The organism is Avrilella dinanensis (assembly GCF_002807015.1).
Taxonomy (GTDB): domain Bacteria; phylum Bacteroidota; class Bacteroidia; order Flavobacteriales; family Flavobacteriaceae; genus Flavobacterium; species Flavobacterium dinanensis.
On the sequence record NZ_NIPO01000001.1, the window covers coordinates 360,446 to 379,635 of the forward strand.

Below are 19,190 nucleotides of genomic sequence, written 5' to 3' on the forward strand. Positions count from 1 at the left end.
TTTGTTTATTTAAAAATGACAGAAAAAATAAGGCAAAAAATACCCCGAAATCATTTTCGGGGTTGTGGGAGTTTATACGTAAATATTATCTAATCATTCAGTTTCAGTACAGCCATAAATGCCGATTGTGGAATTTCTACATTTCCGACTTGTCGCATACGTTTTTTTCCGGCTTTTTGTTTTTCCAGTAATTTACGTTTACGGGAAATATCTCCGCCATAGCACTTTGCGGTAACGTCTTTTCGCAGGGCTTTGATGGTTTCCCGTGCGATTACTTTCACACCTATCGCTGCCTGAATCGGAATGTCAAACTGCTGTCTCGGAATCAGTTCCTTTAGTTTTTCACACATTTTTTTACCTATGTTATAGGCATTGTCCTGATGTATCAAAGCCGACAAAGCGTCAACATTTTGTCCGTTGAGCAGCACATCGAGGCGAACCAGTTTTGACGAACGCATTCCGATTGGGTGGTAATCGAAAGAGGCATATCCCTTGGAAACGGTTTTTAACCGGTCGTAAAAGTCAAATACGATTTCAGCCAAAGGCATATCAAAAGTAAGTTCAACCCGTTCAGGAGTCAGATAAGTCTGGTTGGTAATCTGTCCTCTTTTTTCGATACAAAGACTCATTACGTTTCCGACAAAATCAGCTTTTGTGATGATTGTCGCTTTGATAAAAGGTTCTTCTACGCGGTCTAATTTTGAGGGGTCGGGTAAATCTGACGGATTATTTACCACAAACGGCGTATCAGGTTCTTTTTTGGTATAAGCCAAATACGAAACGTTTGGAACAGTTGTGATAACAGTCATATTAAATTCTCTTTCCAAACGCTCCTGAACGATTTCCATATGCAACATTCCTAGGAAACCACATCGGAAACCAAATCCTAATGCTGCGGAACTCTCAGCGGTAAACACCAAAGACGCATCGTTAAGCTGTAATTTTTCCATTGAGGCACGAAGTTCTTCATAATCTTCTGTATCCACAGGATAAATTCCTGCAAAAACCATCGGTTTTACATCTTCAAAACCGGTAATCATATTTTGAGTAGGTGTTTTGGCATCGGTAATTGTATCGCCCACTTTCACTTCCTTCGCTTCTTTGATTCCGGAAATTAAGTAACCCACATCGCCGGCAGAAATAGTTTGTTTCGGCACCTGGTTGAGTTTCAACGTGCCTATTTCGTCAGCAAAATATTCTTTGCCGGTTGCCATAAATTTAATTTTCTGATTTTTTTTAATCTCCCCGTTAAATACACGAAAAATAACTTCAATTCCTCTGAACGGATTGTAAACAGAATCGAAAACCAAGGCTTGTAGTGGTTCTTCAGGATTTCCTTCGGGGGCAGGAATCCTTTCAACAACGGCTTCCAAAATCTTATCCACGCCAAAGCCTGTTTTTCCGGAGGCATGAATAATATCTTCGTACTTACAGCCGAGCAAATCAACAATATCGTCGGAAACTTCCTCCGGGTTGGCAGACGGTAAATCTACTTTGTTTAATACCGGAATAATCTCCAGGTCGTTTTCTAATGCCAGATATAGGTTTGAAATCGTTTGTGCCTGAATGCTTTGTGCAGCATCAACAATCAGCAAAGCTCCTTCGCAAGCAGCAATGGAACGGGAGACTTCGTAGGAAAAATCTACGTGTCCCGGAGTGTCAATCAAATTGAGAATATAGGTTTCTCCTTTGTAATTGTACTCCATCTGGATAGCGTGGCTTTTAATCGTAATCCCGCGTTCTCTTTCCAAATCCATATTGTCCAGAAGCTGAGCCTGAGCCTCACGCTGCGTAATGGTTTGTGTAGCGTCCAACAGCCTGTCAGCCAGTGTGCTTTTGCCGTGGTCGATATGTGCAATGATGCAAAAATTTCTTATTCTCTTCATACAAATATATCCTGTAATTAAGTCAAGGATTTTAACCCACAAATATACACAGATTTTTGTATTATTTGTTAAACAGATTGCAGATGTGTACATTGCGTTTTAAAAAGGATAAAATGCATCTTCTATATGTTCGAGTGAAGTAGTTTGTTTGTTGATGACAATAGCGATGATGTCAAAGCGGGTTTCTGTGTCCAAATCGTTTTTAATCACATATTCGTTGGCGGCACCGATGAGTAATTTTCTCTTTTTCGGCGTGACAAATTCCTGCGGATTACCAAACCAGTCGGTGGTTCGGGTTTTTACTTCTACAATCGCCAGCACTTCGTCTTTTTGGGCGATGATGTCGATTTCTGCTTTTCCGAAACGCCAGTTTTTTTCTACAATCATGTAGCCGTTCTGTTCCAGATGATTTACCGCCATCTTTTCTCCTTGTATGCCTAATTCGTTGTGTTCTGCCATTACAAAAATTTTAGTGTAACTTCATTCAAATCGACGTTCAGCGAAACTTCTCTGCCAAACGGCAAGGCTAAATTATTCGGAACATGTCCGGCAGGAAAGTCAAAACAAACCGGGATATTGTATGGTTTAACAATTTCAGAAATGATTTGCATTGCGTCATATCCGAACGGAATCTGATTATCGTGCATATCGGTCATTCCGCCGACTATGAGTCCGTTCAGTTGTTCAAAATAGCCATTTCGCCTGAGGTTTTGCATCATACGGTCGATGTGATATAGGTATTCGTCCAAATCTTCGATAAAAAGGATTTTTCCGTTAGTATCTACTGATGATGCTGAGCCAAGTAAACTATATAAAATAGACAGATTTCCTCCAATAAGCTGTCCGGTTGCCTGCCCCTGAATATTGGCTGAGTGTGTATTGGTTTGGTATATTAATTCCTCTCCGAACAATGCTTTTTTTAAACTGGTTTTGGCTTCGTCGGTGGCGTTTGGAACGCTGAAAGGCATGATGGCGTGTAAAGAACCCAATCCGAGATGGTGCAAATGGCTGTGCAAAACAGTAATATCGCTGAATCCGATGAGCCATTTTGGTTGATTTCGTAGAGGTGTAAAATCTATTTTATCAATAATCCGGACTGTTCCGTAACCGCCCCGTGCAATCCAGATTGCCTTGATGTCGTTGCGGTTAATCATCTGCTGCAAATCGTCGGCACGCTCTTCATCGGTTCCGCCTAGCTGAAAATTGTCTTTGCCTATGGTATTTCCCAAAACAACTTCCAGCCCTATGCTGTTCATCAGTTCTATGGCGGGCGGGCATTGTTCGGGTTCGAATTTTCTGGCGGTGCACACAATTGCGACTTTGTCGCCCGGTTTCAGTGAAGGAGGTATTAGCATATCGATATTTTAAACAGGCTCTAAAGTTAGCAAAATAAATTCGGGTTATCATACAATTTTCATTAACATAATATTGGCTTAATTCCGCAGAAACAAAATGTATCTAAGTTTGCAGGACTAATTTAAACTGAACTATGAAAATTATGAATGCAAAGTTACTGATGTTGTTTTTACTGTTGAGTACGGTTGCTCTCGGTCAAAACAAAATAACCGGAAAGGTCTATGACCAATCAACACGACAACCTGTTGAGGCGGTTGTAGTGGGCAATTTTGAATCGGATACAGAAACAGATTCACAAGGACGATTTGAATTAATTCTACAACAAAACGAAGGAACGTTAGATTTTCTTGGAGCAGGTTATGCGAGCAAACAAGTAAATTTCTCATTCAACGGAACAGGGTTTTTGGATTTGGGAATTATTTATCTCGAAACGGAGTCATTGGAAGAGTTGGTTATTTTCGCTAAAGGAGTTATTGATGTTGCAGAAGACAGAAAAACACCGATTGCAGTATCAACTATCAACAGAGATGAAATTGAAGAAAAAACCGGTGGACGGGATATTACCGCAGCCATGCTGAATACGCCGTCTGTATATGTAACGAGTGAATCTTCCGGATTCGGGGACACACAGATGTTTACCCGGGGTTTTGACCAATCCAATACAGCCTTTTTGCTAAACGGTCAGCCTATCAACGGAATGGAAGACGGCAACATGTACTGGTCAAACTGGTCCGGAATGGCAGATATCGCTAATACTATTCAGATTCAGAGAGGGTTAGGTTCTTCAAAATTGGCGATTTCCTCTGTGGGCGGAACGATTAACTTTATTACCAAAGCCACGGAAATGAAACCGGGAGGTTTTATTAGCGGAATGATTGGTAACGATGCTTACTACAAAACAACTGTTGGCGGAAGCACAGGCTTGTTGGATAGCGGTTTTGGTGTGACAGCCATGTTTACGCATTGGCAGGGAGACGGTTATAATGATGCAACAGAAGGGCAAGGGCAAAATTATTTCATCTCTTTGGGGTATAAAGTGAATGAAAAGCATAATCTGAACTTTTTGATTACCGGTGCGCCTCAATGGCATAACCAGAATTATGCAAAATCCATCAGCAGTTATTTACAATACGGAAGAAAATATAACAATAACTGGGGATACCTGAATGGAGAAGCCATCAATGACCGTAAAAATTACTACCACAAACCGGTAATGAACCTTAACTGGGATTGGGTTATCAATGAACGCTCAAGTTTATCAACCGTATTATACGCTTCTTGGGGTAGAGGTGGTGGAACAGGACCTATCGGAAGGTCGGTCAGAGATGACGAAACCGGATTGATATTATTCGACGATGTGTATGCCCAAAACCAAGCGGAAGGGCAAGCCGGGTATGCTATCCGTGCTTCTGTAAACAACCACCAGTGGTTTGGTATGGTTTCCAATTTCAGCCATCAGTTTTCCGATGAGCTATCGTTTAATGCAGGAATTGATTTAAGAACCTACAAAGGCGACCATTTTCGTCAAATCGTTGACCTTATGGGAGCAGATTATGTGTTGGACGATACCGGGTCACGCCTGAGAGACCCAAATGCACATCTTACTAAAACATTTTCTACTAATCCTTGGAAAGCGTTGGGAGGATTTGCTAAAAATCCTGATGAAAAATACGGATACGATTATTCAGAAAGAATTTCTTATGCCGGAGCATTCACACAAATGGAATATGCCACAGACAGATTTTCTGCCTTTTTCCAGGGAGCATTATCTAATCAGAGCCACATAAGATGGGATTATTACCAATATATGCCTGAAGATGAGGAGTCTGAAAAAGTGGATAATATCGGATACAATGTTAAAGGCGGTTTGAGTTATAATATTGATAACACACATTATTTCTTCGGAAACACAGGATATTATTCCCGTCAGCCATATCACGATAATATTTATATGAATTATAGAAATGATGTCAATCCGTTTACAGAAAACGAAAAGATTTTAGGTCTTGAATTAGGATATAAATATGTAAGTAACTTCTTTACTGTGAATGTGAATGCGTATAAGACAACCTGGGAAAACCGCGTAGAATCCGGTTCTAATTTCGCTACTGAAGACGATGTAGAATACTATGACCCTAATGGTAACTTCGGACTGGAAGCAGGAGATGAAATTTTCTTTATCAACCGCGGGGTAAAGCAAGACCACAAAGGTGTTGAGGTAGATTTTCAGGCAAGACCAACCTCAGGATTATATCTTAACGGTTACGCATCACTTGGAAGCTGGAAATATGTAGGAAGCTCTGTCGAAGAAACCAGAGATGTAGAACGCAATCTGCTTGCGTCTGAAAGTAATGATTTAGACGGGGGAAAAGTAGGAAACGCTGCACAAACGACTTTCGGGTTAGGGGCAAAATACATTATTGTAAACGGACTGTCTGTCGATGCGAATTTCCGCTATTATTCAGATTTATACGCTAACAGACAAGAAAAAGATAATCTGAAATTGCCTTCATACAATCTTGTAGATGCCGGCGTATCATACAATTTACCTCTGAACAAAACTCAGGTGTTAAGTTTCAGATTTAATGTAAATAATTTGTTTAACACCATTTATATCTCACAATCAAATACAGCTAACCAAGTAGATAACCCTAGCAATACATATAAAGGGCTCAATACAAGCAATCAGGTGTATTTCGGATATGGCAGAACATGGAATTTCTCTGCGAAGTTTAGTTTTTAATTACTAAAATTTGCTTACTTGTTGAGAAGAACGGCTGATAACCGTTCTTCTTTTTTTATCCCAAAGCCACGTCCAGTACCATCATTACGATAAAACCGCCGATAACGCCCAAAGTTGCCAAATCGGTATTGTCACTTTGTTGTGCTTCAGGAATAACTTCCTCAATTACAACGAAAATCATTGCTCCGGCAGCAAATGCCAAAGCGTAAGGTAATATTGGTGTGAAAAAAGTAACGGCAACAGCTCCGATTACAGCAGAAATCGGTTCAACAATCGCTGAAGCCTGTCCAAACATAAAGCTTTTATGCCGGTTCATTCCTGCCCGGTGCAGCGGAAAAGAAACCGCCAGACCTTCCGGAAAATTCTGTAATCCGATTCCGATAGCAAGTGTTAAAGCTCCGGCAATTGTCGCTTCGGGTATTCCGGCAGCCACGCCGCCAAACAATACGCCAACTGCCAAACCTTCCGGAATATTATGCAGTGTAATCGCCATAACCAACAAAGTGGTTTTTTGCCACGGCGTTTTGATTCCTTCCTGCTTATTGCGTTCGTGTCCGCGGTGCAGGTGTGGCAACAATTTATCCAACCCAAAAAGGAATAGAGCTCCTAAGGCAAAACCCACAGCAGCGGGCATCACTTTGGTAAAACCCTCGCCCTCGCTCATCCCGATGGCGGGAGCGAGCAAACTCCAAAAACTCGCTGCAATCATCACACCGCCGGTAAAGCCCAACATGGCGTCGAGTAGTTTTCGGCTTGGTTTTCTGAACAAATAAACGAGAGCAGCACCCAAAGCGGTCATTCCCCAAGTGAATAAAGACGCGTATAAAGCAGCGGTTATGGGCGATATGCTTTCAAAATAAGCAACTATTTCTTCAAACATAACTTTAATTGTTTTTGATATAAATATTATTGCTGACCATTTTAGAAAAAACCAATTCACGGTTACCGATAATTACAGTCACGGACTGGTCGAAAAGCTCTTTGCTCAAAATTTTGATTTTGGTACCCAACGAAACTTTTTGTTTGTCCAGATATTGCAAAAAGGACGGTGATGTATCTTTCACACCCACGCAAACGCCTTCTTGCCCAATTTCTAATTCGGACAATAAAATTTTCTGTACCGAAACAATTTCGCCGTCAGCATCCGGGATAGGATCGCCATGGGGGTCTTCTTTCGGATAACCCAAAAAAGCGTCGAGTCTTTTGATAAGTTTTTCTGACTGGATATGCTCTAATTGTTCAGCGACTTCATGCACTTCGTCCCAGTTAAAATTGAGTTTTTCTACCAGAAAAACTTCCCACAAACGGTGTTTTCTGACAATCATTTTGGCGATGTGCATACCGGTTTCGGTTAGTGAAACTCCCTGATATTTCTGGTAATTAACCAGACCTTTGTCTGCCAGTTTTTTTATCATATCGGTCACAGACGAGGCTTTGGTATTCAATCGTCCGGCGATGCTGTTGGTGGATACGTCCGGCGAATCCTGCTGTGCCAGATGATAAATGGTTTTGATGTAATTTTCTTCAGATGTGGATAACATTGCTGTGTATTTTATTTTATGCAAAAATAATAAATTTAGATTAAACTAATTATTTTTTTAAAACAAACTAAGGTAGTGATTTTTTGTAATAATTTATGGTTTGTTTATTCTGAATGGATTGAAACAGACATTCAATCTTTTTGTATATTGCAGAAATAAATGAAATTGTACATTATGAAAATAAAACTATTGTTATTAGCGGGATTTTTAGGAGTTACTATGGTTTCCTGTGAGGAAGATGTCGATGTTTACTACCGTTTTGATGAATCTACTTTCTTGACCAAACAGTCACTTTGGGAAGAGCAGCATATTCAAAGTTATCGGTTTGAACAACATTATATGTCGTCTGCAACAGGGCCGGTTAGTGAAACAATTGTGGTTCATAACGGAATAGCTACTTCTGATGCAGATGAATCCAACCCGGTACTTATCGGAACAATTTCAGATGTTTACACCAAGGTTTTAAATGATTTTAACCAAGGAAAGTATCATCAGACTATGCCAATTTATGGAATATCTGTTGATGTAACATATAATAATGAATACCATTTTCCGGAAGAAATAAAATTTTCAACTGCCTACAAAGACGATGTCGTTGGCGGAGCTTGGTATGATTTGAAAATATCTAATTTTGAGATTTTGGAAGAGTAAAATCTTCCATCACACATACAACTCATGCAAAACGTCTAAAGATTTCAAATGCTCGAATCCGTGGATATGCAAAGAAAAGAAATGAACCAGTGTTTTGAGTAAAATTTGTCGTTCGTTTTGGGAAAAACGGGCAACAGATAAATCTTCCAAAGCGAGAAGTCGTTTCATCAAAGTACTTTCTCGCAAAGGTAAGCAGCACTCGGAAGGAAATGCTTCAAAAACGCCGTCAACCGGATTAAAATAATCGTGGTTTTCACTGTCTAACGGATAAAATCCGAGATATTTAGAAGCATTTATCAAGAAATATAAATGAAAATCAGGAATCGTTTTTTCCTGGTCAAATACTTGTATGGTATGAACGATAAAGTCAAAAAAAACTTTATCGGGTTCAGTTTGCTTGATTGCTAATCCGAGTGCTTCGGCAATAAACAATGCTACGCTGCTTTTGTCAAAATTAAAGGGCAGGGATTGATAATTGTAATGTATGCCGACCTCCTTAATATATTCCAGATTACCGTTCAGCCGGTGTTTGGCAGTGATATTTAACCAGTTCAACGGCTGAAAATAAACCGCCAGCTTGTTCTTATGGCTAAAAGCATTCCGGATAAAATAAGACACCAGCCCAAACTCCCGCGTGTAGCATTTAACAATCAGGTTTTTGTCCTGATATTTTACGCTGCCTAACACGAGAGCTTCGGTAGTGCTGTACATACTTAACGGATAATCATAATTTTTCCAACAGATTTTTCATTTCCGTCATCGGAAGAAACAAAGACGATATATACACCCGATGCCACTTTTCTTCCGGCAAAATTCCGGGTATTCCATAAGGCAGAACCTCCGGTTGCAGTGGTTTCATATACCAGATTGCCGGCTATATCCGTAATTTTGATATTGGCACTTTGCATCAGTCCCGAAATTTTTACTTCGCCTTCAAACTCCGGCTTGACCGGATTCGGGAAAAAGTACACATTTTCTAAATCTTCTTTTGGAGCCGTAGCGTAATGCTGGTAAGATACCAAACCTTCGGCAGTAGCAAAAAATACTTCGCCGGTGTTGTTGTCGATTTCAATATCAACAATATCGTCTGACGGCAGAGGTGAGTTGGAACTGTCGAAATGATAAATTGTTTCCTGTCCGTCTGCCGAAATCAGGAAAACTCCCGCATTGGCAACAGCTACCCATTTGTTGTTGGAGCCATCTACCTTGATTTTCAAAATGTTTTGCTGGTAAAATAATTCCTGAGCCAAACCTTCGTCTATGATAATAACCGGTTGGGCGTTCAATGTATTTCCATTGGAAAAATTATCGACAGAAGATACTACACGCAAACCGTTATTGGTACCAATCCAAACCTGATTTCTGTAATCAATGGCAATAGCATGAACTACGCTGCTTGGCAGATTGGAAATATTAATCAGTTTTTGAGGATTCTCACCGAAAGCGAATGCACCGCTTAAATAAGTGCCCACCCATTTTACACCGTTTTTGTCGATGACAGGTGCTGTGAAAGCCTTGTTTTGCGAGTTGGAAATTTGGTTCGTGATGTTATATGACCGCCATTGATTGTCGGTAAAAGTTTTCATTGTTTTATTGGCGTACCCGTTTGTAATCCAGCCTTTTCCGTTGGGTTCAAATGCTGGGCCGTTAATCCGAATGGTTCTCGAATCCGGATCTCCGGCGGTTTGTTCATAGGCTTCAATTCCGTCTGAACCGGTATTTTGATGGTTATATACAATCCATGTACTTTCTTCCAGGTTGTTTGCGTCGGGAGTGATTTTCATCAATCCGTCGTGAAATGAGCTGATATAAATATCTTTGGTAAGCGGGTGTTCCTCGATATGACTTGTTGCCCGGAAAGGAGCAATTTGTTCATAAGGAATGCTTTGCCAAACCGATGAATTCAAATTTAACCGATTGATGCCGAATGCACTAAGCCCGGCAGTGTGAAGATAAGGATTGAATTCACTGTTATATCCGCCAAAAACAGTCCACATTTGATTGTTACTATCTATTTTAAGTGCAAAGACATTATTGCTCAAAGGCCCTTCCGGAGTAAGGTTGTTCACTGCATGGTCGCTTTCGGTTAAAACGCTGTAAAAACCATCTCTTTCAGCACCGCAATATATTTTATTGCCGATTGTTACTCCTGATGTCAGGTAGGATTGCCCTGGTGGGATAATGTGCTCAAACGACCAGGTAAAATTCGTGTAGTAACAACGGGCAACTTCTTTTGTTACTGCGGTCATTGTTCCGTTGTGAACATTTAATGACAAAAATCCGCCGTAAACTTCGCCGACTTGTTCATGATCGTTGCCGGTAAAAACATTGAGTGTCAAATCATCTTTTACACCTACTAACTGGTCATTGAAGTTTACAAGGCTCAGCCAGTTTTCATAATTGATAACCTGCCAGTTACTGTCAATGAGCATGTTGTCATCTATATTTATTTTTTTGATGCCCACGTTATTGGTATTGGCATAAAAAGTGTTGCCGACTATGGCTATGTCCAAAACTTCGGACGAAATGCCGTCTTCTTCAAAAAAATAGGAATCGCCGAAAGCGTCTATATCAAGCAAAACCTCAGCTATTCCAAAACCAGTGGCTATGTATAAGGTGTTGCCATGTATGTCCAAATCATAAATTATTTTTTCCGCAACGGTCAGCGTGGCTTTATTGGCAATATCATTGAGATGGGTTATTCTTCCGTTCCGGGTGTCAATCAAAGCTAGGTTCCCGTTTTGACTTCCGACGATGATTTTGTGGTGTTCCGGACTGTAATATATATGCCGGATATCCCTGATTTTTAAATTGTCTGTCGTATTGTATTTTGCCACGAGTTCTTCCTCGTTGTTTAAAACAAAAACCGCATTTCTTGTTGCAACAAAAATCTGTTGGTCAGAAGCAAAAATATCCGTGATTTCCCGATAGGAAAAATAGTCTTTCCACAGTACATTCTGTGCCGACATTAATGCCGGAAACATAATCAAAAGAAATAAGATGTATTTTTTCATACAAAAAAAATTGTTTTACAAATATAACGCATAACTCAATAAATATGAGGGTTTTTCTGTAAATGTTTAAATCTTGTTGATAACATTATTTTTTGCCCGGGGTATATTCATGGAGTAAGTTGTAATTTTATTTTCGCTAAAAAGCCGTCGGTTTTTTATCTGCAAAAATGCTAACTGTTTGTATAACGCAGAATTAAAAAAAACCTTGTGCAAAACTAATCAAATATCAAATAATAATTTTACGGAATCAGCTGTATTTTGAATCCGAAAGTAATAAAATAAAACATTTAAGCTATGGGTATTTTTGACAAAAGAATTAACTACAAACCATTCGAGTATCCTGAGATATTGGAATTTACCAATGCGATAAACAAATCTTTCTGGGTGCATTCGGAGGTTGATTTTACTGCAGACGTACAGGATTTCCACTCACATCTTTCCGCAGAAGAAAGAGAAGTTGTCAAAAGAAGTTTGTTGGCGATTGCTCAAATCGAAGTAAACGTAAAAACTTTTTGGGGCGATTTATATGCACATTTGCCTAAGCCGGAATTCAACGGGCTGGGAAGCACTTTTGCAGAATGTGAATTCAGGCATTCAGAGGCATATTCCAGATTGTTGGAAGTTTTGGGCTACAATAATGAGTTTGAAGGCGTAGTGCAAATACCGGCTATCAACAAAAGAATACAATATTTGTCCAACGCGTTGAAACACGCCAAAGCAGAAAATCAGAAAGACTATTTGAATTCATTGATATTGTTTTCGATTTTGATTGAGAACGTTTCGTTGTTCAGCCAGTTTGCCATTATTTTGTCTTTTACCCGATTCAAAGGAGCGATGAAAAATGTCAGCAATATCATCGCCTGGACATCTATTGATGAGCAAATTCACGCCAATGCCGGAATTTATATTGTCAATAAAATCAAGCAGGAATACCCTGATTATTTCGACCAGGAATCCATCGACAATATCAGAAAAATCGTTGAAGAATCCATTGACATTGAAGGCGAAATCCTGGATTGGATATTTGAAAACGGCGAGTTGGATACCATCAGCAAAGAAGATTTACTTAATTTCATGAAATTCAGAGTAGATGAAAGTCTGAAACAAATCGGAATGGAAAAAATATATAGTGTATCTGATAAAAACTATCAGCCGATGGCATGGTTTGAAGAAGAAGTTTTCGCCAACGAACTGGACGATTTCTTTGCAAAAAGACCTACAGCATACACAAAACACGATAAAAGTATAACCGCAGACGACTTATTTTAACATTATGGCAGAAAGACTTTGGTGGCTTAACGAAGAAAGCGAGCAGATATTAAACAGAGGATATTTACTGAAAGGAGAAACTCCTCAAAAAGCGATAGAACGCGTGGCGAATGCCGCAGCAAAAAGATTGTACAAACCCGAGCTGGCAGATGCATTTATCGAAATGATTGAAAACGGTTGGATGAGCTTGTCGAGTCCGATATGGGCAAATATGGGAACCGAAAGAGGCTTGCCAATTTCGTGTTTCAATGTATATGTGCCAGATAACATCGAGAGCATTACGCACAAGCTGGGCGAAGTGATTATGCAAACCAAAATCGGTGGGGGAACGTCCGGCTATTTTGGCGAATTGAGAGGACGCGGAAGTGCAGTAACCGACAACGGAAAATCTTCCGGTGCGGTGTCGTTCATGAAATTGTTCGATACGGCAATGGATACCATTTCGCAAGGTGGTGTGCGTCGCGGAGCTTTTGCGGCTTATCTGGATATCGACCACCCGGATATCAAAGAGTTTCTGAAAATTAAAGACATTGGAAGCCCGATTCAGAACTTGTTTACCGGCGTTTGCGTGCCTGATTACTGGATGCAGGAAATGGTGGACGGCGATGTGGAAAAAAGACAAATTTGGGCAAAAGTCCTGGAAAGCAGACAACAAAAAGGATTACCTTATATTTTCTTTACCGACAACATTAACCGAAACAAACCACAGGTTTACAAAGACTTGAATAGGCAAATTTATTCCTCAAATCTTTGTAGCGAAATTGCTTTGCCATCGTCTGCCGATGAGTCTTTTATCTGTTGTCTATCGTCAATGAACCTGGAGCTGTATGACGAATGGAAAGACACCGAAGCGGTAAAATTAGCGATTTATTTCCTTGATGCTGTATTGCAGGAATTTATCGCAAAAACAGAAGGAAATTACTACCTGCAATCTGCTAATAATTTTGCTAAACGACACAGAGCCTTAGGTTTAGGCGTAATGGGCTGGCATTCTTATTTGCAGAAAAATATGATTGGCTTTGAAAGTCTGGACGCGAAAATGCTGACCAACAAAATTTTCAGCGAAATAGAAGAAAAAGCGGTCAAAGCATCTCAGGATTTAGCAAAAATCTATGGCGAACCCGAATTACTGAAAGGTTACGGTATGAGAAATACCACTGTGATGGCGGTTGCTCCAACCACCTCATCTTCAGCTATTTTAGGACAAACTTCGCCGGGAATTGAACCTTATAGCAGTAACTATTACAAAGCAGGTTTGGCAAAAGGAAACTTTATGCGTAAAAACAAATACCTCAAAAAATTGTTGCAGGAAAAAGGCATCGACGATGAAGATACATGGAGAAGCATTATGCTGAACCACGGCTCTGTACAACATCTGGGAGAGCTCACGCAAGAGGAAAAAGATGTATTCAAAACATTTAAGGAAATCAGCCAGTATGAGATTATTTTACAAGCATCAATCAGGCAAAAATATATCGACCAGGCACAAAGTCTGAACATCAACATTCCGTCTGATGTACCAATCAAAGACGTAAACAAACTGTTGATTGAGGCTTGGAAATTGGGTGTAAAAACTATGTATTACCAGCGAAGTCAAAGTGTTTCCAAAGAGTTTGTTACAAATTTAGTAAGTTGTGTAAGTTGTGAGGCTTAACAAACTTTAACCCATAAAAATCCGTCAGAAAGACGGATTTTTTTATGGATAGTTAAGAGCCTGTTTAAAATTTATCTAATAACCTAAGTTCGATTAATATTAATCTAAAATCAAACCATAGATACTTGTATATATCCTGCAAGGTCTTTTTTTGATCTTATAACAATTGATAATCAGTACTTTATTAATCGAACTCAGGTATATAGTATTATGAGTACAATTGTTTTCTGAAATCTGCAAGCGAGGTTTTGTTGTCAAAACCCGAAACAGATAACCTTTATATGGATTTAGTGAAGTTTATATAGGTAGATTTCATAACGGAAAATAAAATTTAAAAGGTTTCTAAAGATTATGTGAAGGGTTTTTTATATTTTTACCCATTCGAACAGAAATAGATACGATTTAAAATAATAAAATTCCTTATTTCAGAGTTTATAAGGTAAAGATTTAGTTGCATTGAAGTCAAAGATATTCACATACAGTTGCATTGTTCTGGTTATAACCCTGTGTTTTGCCTGTTCAACCAGCAAAAATACAACCCTGACCAGGGGTTATCACGCTACTACTGCCAAGTACAATATTTTGTATAACGGTCAGTTGGCTTATGACAAAGGCGTAGAAGAAATCAAGGAAAAACGAACAGATAATTTTGCAAAAATACTTCCGGTGGAAATGATGCAACCCGATGAGGTAGAGGAAATTGTCAATACACAGAAGAATCCAAACTTTCAGCGGGCCGAGGAAAAAGCTATCAAAGCCGCTCAGAATCACTCCATTTATATTGCCGGAACCGAAAACAACCCACAGATAGACGATGCATATCTTTTGCTGGGCAAAGCCCGTTACCACGATTTGCGGTATGTGCCGGCACAAGAAGCCTTTAATTATATCGTGATGAAATATCCGGATAGCGACATTTTTTACGATGCCAGCATTTGGGTAGAAAAAACCAATCTTCGGTTAAAATACGATAATACCGCTATACGAAATCTGAAAAAACTGTTGTCTAATCCGGAAGTTGCCGGGCAAACGAGAGCGGAAGCGTTGGCTACTCTGGCACAGGGATATATCAATACGGAGGCTTATGACAGTGCGAAAGTAGTGTTGGAAGAAGCCTATGAACTGACCAATGAAAAGCTGAAAAAAGCCCGATACACCTACATATTAGGGCAACTCAACAGCAAACTGGGGCAAAATGCGGAAGCAATACAAAAATTTGAGGAAGTAATCGCTTATAACTATAGTATTCCACGTGCTTATGTGATTAATGCCTATGGCGAAAAATTTGCCAATCAGGACAAATCACAAATGGATACCGCCATATTTGTGAAAGAGTATGGGAAATTACTTCGCGACAGAGAAAACAGAGCCTACCAGGACATGATTTATCATCAGTTGGGATTGATGTATGAAACCCATGATGATATCAGCAAAGCAGTCAAAAACTTCAATAACTCTTTGCGTAAAGCAAAAGATAATAATTATGTGAAACAAGCCAATTACGAGCATTTAGCAGAGATTTATTACAGCGGAAAAGATTATGAAAAAGCCGGAATGTACTACGACAGTACCATGGTTTTGATGAATCCGAATACGAGAGAATACCTGCGGGTAAAACGTAAGCGAAACGGCTTGATTGATGTGGTTAATTTCGAACAGTTGGTCCGCAAAAATGACAGTATCCTCAACTTGGTGCAGATGAGCGACGAAGACCGCCTGATTGTGATTAATGAATATATCGACAAGCTGAAGATAGCCGACGAGGAACGGGCGAGGGCTTTGGCAGCGGCTGCCAATCAGTCTTCTGCGGGCGGAATCAGTATAGGTCGCGGGTCGAATTTTTATTTCTATTCCCCGAATTCGGTCAATAACGGTAAGCAATCGTTTGCGTCCAACTGGGGCAGCAGACCCAATGTAGATAACTGGCGTTGGGAAAATGAGGCTGTGGAAATGCCGGCATATCAGGATACCGATGAGGAAGAAGAAACGCAAGTGGCTGAAAATACACAAAATACAACCGACCAGCGTTACAATCCGGATTTCTATATTGCTCAGATACCAACTGATGAAGCTCAGATAAAATTACTCAAAAAAGATTTGGACAATGCTTATTATCAGCTGGGAGTGATTTATTATGAGCGGTTACACGAACATGGACTTGCGGCGGAAAGATTAGAAAAATTATTGACTATCAATCCTGACGAGCGGTTGATTGAGCCGGCAAAATATCATTTGTATAAAATATATGGTGTAATCGACCCGACAAAAGCAGCGGCTTTGCTGGAAGATATGAAACTGAACCACCCCGATTCGCAATATACTCAGGTAATACTGAACCCGAACGCAACGCTCTCGGCAGACGATTCGCCGGTAAATGATTATGAAGAAATCTACCAGACCTATACGCAAGGGGATTACTCAGCAGTATTGAATGAGCTGGATGAAAAAATTCCGATGATGCTCAACGACCAGATGTTACCGAAGTATGAATTACTCAGAGCAGTTACTGTCGGAAAGCTCGAAGGATTGGCAGGATACAAGGCGGCACTCAACCATGTGGCACTCACTTATCCGAGTTCGGCAGAAGGTAAGGAAGCCGAGCGAATATTGAATGAAGATTTGTCACGGCTGGAAAATATGACTTTCAAAATGGATTTGTCACAAAATCTTAAATTCATCTATGAAGTCAGTTATCCGATTCAGGGCGAAGATTTGGAGCTGAAACAAAAGCTTGAACGCTATGCACAGGACAGAGCTCATACCGGTATCAAATTCTCTGCTGACCAATATTCTGATAATCAAGTGTTTTTGGTGTTGCACGGAATCAAATCCGGAAATATTGCCCAATCGGCACAAATGTATCTCGAAATAGAACAAAATTACCAGATTACCCGCGACCCGGTGTTGATTAGTACCGAAGATTATGTGGTAGTATTGATAAAGAAAAATTGGGACGAATATCTGCAGGCACGCTATCCGCAAGAAGAGCAGCAGACAGAAGCTCAAACCCAGCAAACACAATCGGCACAACAGGAAGAACAGCCGCAGCAACGAACGCGATCTGTTCAGCGACCTACAGAGAGGCAGAGGCTTCAGCAAAACCAACAATTAGGAAGGCAGGAGTCACAACGACAACAGTCAACACAATTGAGAAATCAAAATACTGATGAATAACATGGGTAAATATATATATCAGCTAGTATTATTGTCTGTTGTGGCTTTCGCTATACAATATTTTGCACAGCAACTTTTTGAGGTTGATTCGCTTTGGGAGCAGATAGATATTTCCTTGTTGCAGATATATTTTGTGCAGGCAGTCATTTCGCTGGTGTTGATTATTGCCCTGAATATGGCGAGAAAGCCATTGCCGAATTTTCTCGGATTTGTTTTTCTGGGTGTTTTTACTATTAAGGTGGCAGCATCTTATTTTTTTGCCCGTCCGGTGTTGGAACAACCCGATGTAGATTTTTTTAAATACAATTTTCTGCTGGTGTTTTTTATGTATATGATTTTTGATTTATACGTGGCTTATAGCTTGTTAAACAAGGGAGAAGAAACCCCTTCAAAAAAGTTTAATTAAGGTGTTTTATATATAGAATAAAGTTGTACATTTGCACAAAATTTTTTGAACCATAATAAAAATATAAACACGGTATGGTGACTATTAAAAAATCACTTCACTTGTTAACGGTAGCTTTCTTTGCTTTGGTGTCTTTAGTTGCAAAAGCAGAAGAGCCGGTAACTTCTGAGCATGATTCACATGCGGCGGTAAATCCAGCTTCGCCTGAGTTTGTTCAGGAGTACACACAGCACCATTTGATGGATGATCATTTTTATTCTTTCTATGGAGATGCTGAAAAACACAGACATTATGGGTTTCCGCTGCCGGTAATTCTTATTGACAACGGGTTAAAAGTTTTTATGTCATCAGAAGATTTTGTTTATAACGGAAAAGTTGTAGAGAATGGAGGGCAATACTATAAATATTACCACGGAAAAATATATAAAACAGACGCGGAAGGAACAATAACTTATGACGACAAACATCATCCGGCTAATGAAAAACCATTAGATTTTTCTATTACCAAAAATGTGTTTGGATTGATTTTGGCGTCCGTATTATTGTTTTGGGGATTCACTTCATTGGCGAAAAACTATAAATCGTCACCCAACAATTTGCCAAAAGGAATGGGTCGGGTATTGGAACCATTGGTGATTTATGTGCGTGATGAAATGGCACGTCCGAATATCGGAGATAAAAAGTATAAAAAATATATGCCGTATTTGTTATCGGTATTCTTTTTGATTTTCCTATTGAATTTATTAGGATTGACTCCGCTTGGGTTAAACGTTACAGGGAATATATCAATTACTGTTTGTTTAGCATTATTTACTTTTTTCTATGTGAATTTGAGTGGGAATAAGGATTACTGGAAACATATTTTCTGGATGCCGGGAGTTCCCGTTCCAATGAAAATAATTTTGGCACCGATTGAGGTTTTAGGGATGTTTACCAAACCATTTTCATTGTTAATTCGTTTATTTGCGAATATCACGGCAGGTCACTCTGTAGTAATGGGATTGATTGCAGTTGCATTTGTGATGAAAGAAACATTAACAACTCCGGGTGCGGTAGGTGTTTCGTTCCTTTTGACAACATTTTTAACTGTATTGGAGATATTAGTAGCGTTCCTGCAAGCATTTATCTTTACCATGTTATCGTCGTTGTTTATAGGCTCAGCAGTTCAAGAACACGACCATCATTAATTTAGAATTTTTTGTTTAATTATATATAAATCATTTATTATGACAATTCCAACTTTAGTAGGAGCAGGTTTAATCGTAATCGGAGCAGGTTATGGTTTGGGTAAAATTGGTGGTTCAGCAATGGACGCTATTGCTCGTCAACCAGAAGCAGCAGGGAAAATCCAAACTGCAATGATTATTATTGGTGCGTTATTGGAAGGTTTAGCTTTCGGTGCACTAATTTTAGGTAAAAACTAAAAATGAAAACAATATCTGTAACGGTTGGTTACAGATATTGTTTGATTAAACAAAAAACAATTTAAGTACAAA

The 19,190-nt window shown here is 39.5% G+C and carries 15 protein-coding genes; 8 read left to right on the forward strand and 7 right to left on the reverse strand.

Annotated elements, in window-relative coordinates; genetic code table 11:
• Positions 1–89 precede the first annotated feature (89 nt).
• The 3 genes from lepA to CDL10_RS01745 all read right to left on the reverse strand — a co-directional run bounded on the left by lepA (position 90) and on the right by CDL10_RS01745 (position 3,241).
• Entirely contained in the window at positions 90–1,886 is a 1,797-nt protein-coding gene (gene lepA, locus CDL10_RS01735) for a translation elongation factor 4 (protein ID WP_100676935.1), read from the reverse strand.
• 99 nt (positions 1,887–1,985) lie between these two features.
• Positions 1,986–2,345 (reverse strand): YraN family protein, encoded by a 360-nt coding sequence (locus CDL10_RS01740; protein WP_100676936.1) that lies wholly within the window; start codon positions 2,343–2,345, stop codon positions 1,986–1,988.
• The gene (locus tag CDL10_RS01745; RefSeq protein WP_100676937.1) at positions 2,345–3,241 is read right to left on the reverse strand and encodes a S66 peptidase family protein; all 897 of its coding nucleotides are present in this window, start codon (positions 3,239–3,241) and stop codon (positions 2,345–2,347) included. Before CDL10_RS01745 ends, CDL10_RS01740 begins: the two co-directional genes overlap by 1 nt.
• A gap of 143 nt (positions 3,242–3,384) precedes the next feature.
• Here CDL10_RS01745 and CDL10_RS01750 point away from each other — a divergent pair, with 143 nt between their 5' ends.
• Positions 3,385–5,985, forward strand: coding sequence for a TonB-dependent receptor (locus CDL10_RS01750; RefSeq protein WP_243389273.1), 2,601 nt, complete (start codon positions 3,385–3,387; stop codon positions 5,983–5,985).
• 55 nt (positions 5,986–6,040) lie between these two features.
• Here CDL10_RS01750 and CDL10_RS01755 read toward each other — a convergent pair whose 3' ends face one another.
• A complete protein-coding gene (locus CDL10_RS01755) occupies positions 6,041–6,865 on the reverse strand; it encodes a ZIP family metal transporter (RefSeq protein WP_100676939.1) in 825 nt (274 codons plus the stop codon).
• A 4-nt stretch (positions 6,866–6,869) separates the two neighbouring features.
• Positions 6,870–7,526: a metal-dependent transcriptional regulator gene (locus tag CDL10_RS01760; RefSeq protein WP_100676940.1), complete on the reverse strand. Its 657-nt coding sequence runs from the start codon at positions 7,524–7,526 to the stop codon at positions 6,870–6,872.
• Between the two features lie 174 nt (positions 7,527–7,700).
• Between CDL10_RS01760 and CDL10_RS01765 the strand changes: the two genes are divergently transcribed.
• Positions 7,701–8,177 (forward strand): DUF6174 domain-containing protein, encoded by a 477-nt coding sequence (locus CDL10_RS01765; RefSeq protein ID WP_133119434.1) that lies wholly within the window; start codon positions 7,701–7,703, stop codon positions 8,175–8,177.
• 9 nt (positions 8,178–8,186) lie between these two features.
• Here the strand turns inward: CDL10_RS01765 and recO are convergent, their stop codons facing one another.
• Together recO and porZ are read right to left on the reverse strand one after the other, a co-directional pair.
• Positions 8,187–8,888, reverse strand: coding sequence for a DNA repair protein RecO (gene recO, locus CDL10_RS01770; protein ID WP_100676942.1), 702 nt, complete (start codon positions 8,886–8,888; stop codon positions 8,187–8,189).
• A gap of 2 nt (positions 8,889–8,890) precedes the next feature.
• A complete protein-coding gene (gene porZ, locus CDL10_RS01775) occupies positions 8,891–11,191 on the reverse strand; it encodes a type IX secretion system anionic LPS delivery protein PorZ (protein WP_100676943.1) in 2,301 nt (766 codons plus the stop codon).
• A 294-nt stretch (positions 11,192–11,485) separates the two neighbouring features.
• On the opposite strand from porZ, the gene CDL10_RS01780 reads away from it, so the two are divergent.
• The 6 genes from CDL10_RS01780 (at position 11,486) to atpE (ending at position 19,118) form a co-directional block, all read left to right on the forward strand.
• Positions 11,486–12,460: a ribonucleotide-diphosphate reductase subunit beta gene (locus tag CDL10_RS01780; protein ID WP_100676944.1), complete on the forward strand. Its 975-nt coding sequence runs from the start codon at positions 11,486–11,488 to the stop codon at positions 12,458–12,460.
• Between the two features lie 4 nt (positions 12,461–12,464).
• Positions 12,465–14,114 carry a ribonucleoside-diphosphate reductase subunit alpha gene (locus CDL10_RS01785; RefSeq protein ID WP_100676945.1) on the forward strand — a complete coding sequence of 550 codons (1,650 nt, stop codon included), beginning with the start codon at positions 12,465–12,467 and terminating at the stop codon, positions 14,112–14,114.
• Positions 14,115–14,570: 456 nt separating this feature from the next.
• Complete coding sequence (porW, locus tag CDL10_RS01790) at positions 14,571–17,288, forward strand: type IX secretion system periplasmic lipoprotein PorW/SprE (RefSeq protein WP_133119435.1); 2,718 nt, start codon at positions 14,571–14,573, stop codon at positions 17,286–17,288.
• Position 17,289: 1 nt separating this feature from the next.
• Entirely contained in the window at positions 17,290–17,694 is a 405-nt protein-coding gene (locus tag CDL10_RS11335; RefSeq protein ID WP_165772966.1) for a hypothetical protein, read from the forward strand.
• A gap of 74 nt (positions 17,695–17,768) precedes the next feature.
• Positions 17,769–18,881, forward strand: coding sequence for a F0F1 ATP synthase subunit A (atpB, locus tag CDL10_RS01800; protein WP_100676948.1), 1,113 nt, complete (start codon positions 17,769–17,771; stop codon positions 18,879–18,881).
• Between the two features lie 39 nt (positions 18,882–18,920).
• Complete coding sequence (atpE, locus tag CDL10_RS01805; protein WP_100676949.1) at positions 18,921–19,118, forward strand: ATP synthase F0 subunit C; 198 nt, start codon at positions 18,921–18,923, stop codon at positions 19,116–19,118.
• Positions 19,119–19,190: the final 72 nt, after the last annotated feature.

Excerpts from the sequence above, each read along its gene's own strand:
- CDL10_RS01760 (WP_100676940.1), bottom strand. The coding sequence starts at position 7,526 with ATGTTATCCACATCTGAAGAAAATTACATCAAAACCATTTATCATCTG.
- CDL10_RS01740 (WP_100676936.1), bottom strand. The coding sequence starts at position 2,345 with ATGGCAGAACACAACGAATTAGGCATACAAGGAGAAAAGATGGCGGTA.
- CDL10_RS01750 (WP_243389273.1), top strand. The coding sequence starts at position 3,385 with ATGAATGCAAAGTTACTGATGTTGTTTTTACTGTTGAGTACGGTTGCT.
- porZ (WP_100676943.1), bottom strand. The coding sequence starts at position 11,191 with ATGAAAAAATACATCTTATTTCTTTTGATTATGTTTCCGGCATTAATG.
- CDL10_RS01755 (WP_100676939.1), bottom strand. The coding sequence starts at position 6,865 with ATGTTTGAAGAAATAGTTGCTTATTTTGAAAGCATATCGCCCATAACC.
- atpE (WP_100676949.1), top strand. The coding sequence starts at position 18,921 with ATGACAATTCCAACTTTAGTAGGAGCAGGTTTAATCGTAATCGGAGCA.
- recO (WP_100676942.1), bottom strand. The coding sequence starts at position 8,888 with ATGTACAGCACTACCGAAGCTCTCGTGTTAGGCAGCGTAAAATATCAG.
- CDL10_RS01780 (WP_100676944.1), top strand. The coding sequence starts at position 11,486 with ATGGGTATTTTTGACAAAAGAATTAACTACAAACCATTCGAGTATCCT.
- atpB (WP_100676948.1), top strand. The coding sequence starts at position 17,769 with ATGGTGACTATTAAAAAATCACTTCACTTGTTAACGGTAGCTTTCTTT.
- CDL10_RS01785 (WP_100676945.1), top strand. The coding sequence starts at position 12,465 with ATGGCAGAAAGACTTTGGTGGCTTAACGAAGAAAGCGAGCAGATATTA.
- CDL10_RS01745 (WP_100676937.1), bottom strand. The coding sequence starts at position 3,241 with ATGCTAATACCTCCTTCACTGAAACCGGGCGACAAAGTCGCAATTGTG.
- CDL10_RS11335 (WP_165772966.1), top strand. The coding sequence starts at position 17,290 with ATGGGTAAATATATATATCAGCTAGTATTATTGTCTGTTGTGGCTTTC.
- CDL10_RS01765 (WP_133119434.1), top strand. The coding sequence starts at position 7,701 with ATGAAAATAAAACTATTGTTATTAGCGGGATTTTTAGGAGTTACTATG.
- lepA (WP_100676935.1), bottom strand. The coding sequence starts at position 1,886 with ATGAAGAGAATAAGAAATTTTTGCATCATTGCACATATCGACCACGGC.